We start from the raw sequence: 3,469 nt of genomic DNA, 5'->3' as shown, positions 1-3,469 counted from the left end.
GCCCGGCCGTCGCCGGGGTCGGCAGGCCCGGGACGGTCGGGACGTCCCAGGAGGGCGGCGGCACGGCCGGGGCGGCCGCGGTCACCGTCGGGCCCGGCCGGGTGGGCGGGGCGTCGACCGTGCCGCAGACCGCGACGGCCGTGATCTGCTGGCTCGCCGGCACGGTGGCGCCGCGGAGCTCCTGGTCGTCGGCGCCGCGCGCCCGCGAGTCGAAGTAGCCGTTGCCGGTGAGCTCTTCGCGGCTGCGGTGCTCGATCCACACCGAGTCGTGGAACTGGGTGCCGGCGGTCTGCTCGTTGCGTCCGGCGAGGTGCCACTCCCGGACGACGTGCCCGGAGCTGCCGGGCGGCGGTCCGTCCGCGGAGGCGTACAGCAGGCCGTCGCCGAAGTACGGCTGCGGACGGGCGCCGCCGCCCGCGGAGGCCACGGTGAAGCCGAAACCGCCGCCCACCGCGAAGGTCTTCTTCGGGCACCGCACGGTGAGTTCGGCCGTGCCGCCGGCCGCGACGGCGGCCTGCGCGGTCACCACGGAGACGTCCTTCAGCTTGGCGCAGATCGCCCGGACGCCGACCGCGTAGTTGGCCTGCGGCGGCTGCGGGTCCTCGATCCTGGTCCGGCGTTCGACACTGTCGCTGCTCTGCAACGGGTAGGTGCGGGACGCGAGTCGGGTCCCGGGATTGACCGAGGCCACCCAGGAGAACGGGGCGGTGCCGGAGCCGTCGAGCGGGGCGAGCCGCTCCAGCGGCAGCGGGGCCGCGCCGTGCCCGGTGACGGCCCGGTCGGCCCGGAACTCCATGCCGGTCATGGTGAATCCGGGGATGCAGGTGTCCGTGCCGAGCGCGGAGCCGGCCAGCCCGGCCCAGGGGCCGTCCGTGGTCAGGTCGTGGATCCGGCCGTCGGCACCGGCGGTCACCTTGTCCACGCGGTCCCGGAAGGCCAGCGCCCGCCGGGTGTAGCCGCCGCGCGGCGCGAACTCCACCGGCGCGTTCACGCACAGCGCGTACACGGTGAGGGTGACCGGCGCGCTGCCCGGGTTGTACGCGGCCGCCAGCCACGCGCTGCTGCCGACGAACTCGCTGGTGGTGGCGTAGCCGGCGCCGTCGACGGCGTACCCGCCGCCGAGCGCCGTCTCGTTCGCGGCACAGCCCGCCACCGCCGTCCGCTGCCCGCCGGCCTCCAGCGCCACCTGCGCGTTGCGCTGCACCACCCGCAGCTGCGGCTCCGTCCTCGCCCACCACACGCCGGCGCCGACCGCGCCGGTGAGCACCAGGGCCCCGGCCGCCACCGCGGCGGCGGTCTTGCCGCCCAGCACGCCGGCCGCTCCCGTCCGGACCGCAGAACCCATCGCCGCCGCCCCTCCGCCCCGTTCGGGGCGTCCCGCGCCATCAGGACGTGCCGTGCCCGGCCGCGCCGGCCCGTGGAAGTGCCCTTGTGCCCCACGCGCCCCGGCGCACCCGTGCCCGTGGGGAGGTGCTCCCGCGGGGTGTGCGAGGGGACGGCCGGCACAATGTAGCGCCGCCGCAGGGCCGCGCCCAGGGTCCGCACAACGCTTTCCGTGCGGGGCCCCGGACGGCGGACGGTCAGCGGTGGGCGAGGGCGAGCAGGAGTCCGCCGTCGGCCGAGGCCGGCAGGTCGAGGGCGGCCGCCACGTCCGGCGGGAGGTCGCGCAACCCCAGCAGGCCGGCGGTGAGTTCGGCGGTCGCGCGGTGCCAGTCGCCGGCCCGGCGCAGCAGGGTGTGACCGCTGCCCGCCACCCGGTAGCCGGCCGCCCGGGCGCCGGCGCCGCGGGCCCGGCCGGCGAAGCGCAGGGTGGCGTCCGGCGCGGTGACCCGGTCCAGGTCGCCGTGCAGCATCAGCAGACGGCGGCCGGTCAGGTGCTCGCACGGCTCGTCGTCGGGGCACCAGGGGGCGAGTGCGACCACGCCGGTCACACAGGGGTGCCCGCCGGCCCGCAGGGCGGCGCGGCCGCCCATCGAGTGGCCGATCAGCACGGTCGGCACCGGGCCGAGTTCCTCGGCGAGCTCCTCCAGGGCGGCGAGGGTGTCTTGGGCGGCGTCGGCGCGCTCGCCGTTCCAGCCGCGGCAGCGGTAGCGGACGACGCCGACCGCCACTCCCGCGCCGGCGGTGGCCTTCTCCACGGCCCGGGCGAAGGGGCGCATCCGCAGCCCGGGCAGGTTGACCGGGCCGGGCCGGTGCAGGCCCGCCTCCTGGCCGCCGTGCAGCACCAGCACCGCGGCGGCGGGTGCCTCGGGCCGCTCGCGCCACACCAGCGCCCGGTGGCCGGGTGCCCCCGGGACCGCCTGTCCGTCCATCGCCGTCACTCCTGTCAGCCGAGGCTGTCACTGTACGCGGCGCCGCGGAGCGGCCGGGAGGACGGCCCGGCCGCCGGCGCCGGCGGGTGCGCCGTCCGCGGACCGTTCGGCGTCCGTCCCGTCGGTGCGGCCCCGCGGCTCGTAGGGTTGGGGACGCCGGCCGGCCGCGGTTCCGGCCGGCAGCCGTCCGACGAGAGACCGTCACCCCCGAAGGAGAGGCCATGCCTGACGCCCCCTCGATCCCGCCCGCCACGGGCGCCCCCGCCCGGGCCGAGATCGGCGTGATCGGCGGTTCCGGCCTGTACGCGCTGCTCGACGACGTCACCGAGGTCACCGTGCAGACCCCGTACGGGCCGCCGAGCGACTCGGTCTTCCTCGGCGAGGTGGCGGGCCGCAGCGTCGCCTTCCTGCCGCGGCACGGCCGCGGGCACACCCTGCCGCCGCACCGGATCAACTACCGGGCCAACCTGTGGGCGCTGCACTCCCTCGGGGTGCGGCAGGTGCTCGGGCCGTGCGCGGTCGGCGGGCTGCGCACCGAGTACGGCCCGGGCACGCTGCTGGTGCCGGACCAGTTCGTCGACCGGACCCTCGGCCGGGCCCAGACCTTCTACGACGGACTGCCGCTGCCGGACGGCTCGCTGCCGGAGGTGGTGCACGTCTCGATGGCGGACCCGTACTGCCCGGACGGCCGGCGGGCCGCGCTGGCCGCCGCCCGCGCCAACGCCTGGGAGCCGGTCGACGGCGGCACCCTGGTGGTCATCGAGGGGCCGCGCTTCTCCACCCGCGCGGAGTCCCGCTGGTTCACCGCCAACGGCTGGTCGGTGGTCGGCATGACCGGCCATCCGGAGGCCGTGCTCGCCCGCGAACTCGGGCTCTGCTACACCTCGTTGGCGCTGGTCACCGATCTGGACGCGGGGGTGGAGACCGGCGAGGGCGTCACCCACGCCGAGGTGCTGGAGGTCTTCGCCCGCAACGTGGACCGGCTGCGCACGGTGCTGTTCAAGGCGGTGGCCGACCTGCCGGCCGCGCGGGACTGCGTCTGCTCGCACGCCCTCGACGGCCTGGAGACCGGGCTGGCCGGCGTCCCCGAGCCGCCCGCCGCCGGGTGACCGGCTCCGCACCCGCCTCCGCACGCAGGGGCGCGCCGCGCGGGCGCC

The 3,469-nt window shown here is 77.8% G+C and carries 3 protein-coding genes; 1 reads left to right on the top strand and 2 read right to left on the bottom strand.

Annotated elements, in window-relative coordinates; translation table 11 throughout:
• Both ABZ641_RS29805 and ABZ641_RS29800 read right to left on the bottom strand, forming a co-directional pair.
• Positions 1–1,345 (bottom strand): hypothetical protein (locus ABZ641_RS29805; protein ID WP_359986744.1); only part of this gene is annotated, 1,345 nt, incomplete at its 3' end.
• A gap of 235 nt (positions 1,346–1,580) precedes the next feature.
• The gene (locus tag ABZ641_RS29800; RefSeq protein ID WP_359986741.1) at positions 1,581–2,312 is read right to left on the bottom strand and encodes an alpha/beta fold hydrolase; all 732 of its coding nucleotides are present in this window, start codon (positions 2,310–2,312) and stop codon (positions 1,581–1,583) included.
• 221 nt (positions 2,313–2,533) lie between these two features.
• Between ABZ641_RS29800 and ABZ641_RS29795 the strand changes: the two genes are divergently transcribed.
• The gene (locus tag ABZ641_RS29795; protein WP_344623574.1) at positions 2,534–3,421 is read left to right on the top strand and encodes an S-methyl-5'-thioadenosine phosphorylase; all 888 of its coding nucleotides are present in this window, start codon (positions 2,534–2,536) and stop codon (positions 3,419–3,421) included.
• Positions 3,422–3,469: the final 48 nt, after the last annotated feature.

Source organism: Kitasatospora sp. NPDC007106 (assembly GCF_040634455.1).
Lineage (GTDB): Bacteria > Actinomycetota > Actinomycetes > Streptomycetales > Streptomycetaceae > Kitasatospora > Kitasatospora arboriphila.
This window is presented reverse-complemented; position numbering and strand designations above follow the sequence as displayed.

Bases quoted from the DNA above. Each gene is read 5' to 3' on its own strand.
- ABZ641_RS29795 (WP_344623574.1), top strand. From the start codon at position 2,534: ATGCCTGACGCCCCCTCGATCCCGCCCGCCACGGGCGCCCCCGCCCGG.
- ABZ641_RS29800 (WP_359986741.1), bottom strand. From the start codon at position 2,312: ATGGACGGACAGGCGGTCCCGGGGGCACCCGGCCACCGGGCGCTGGTG.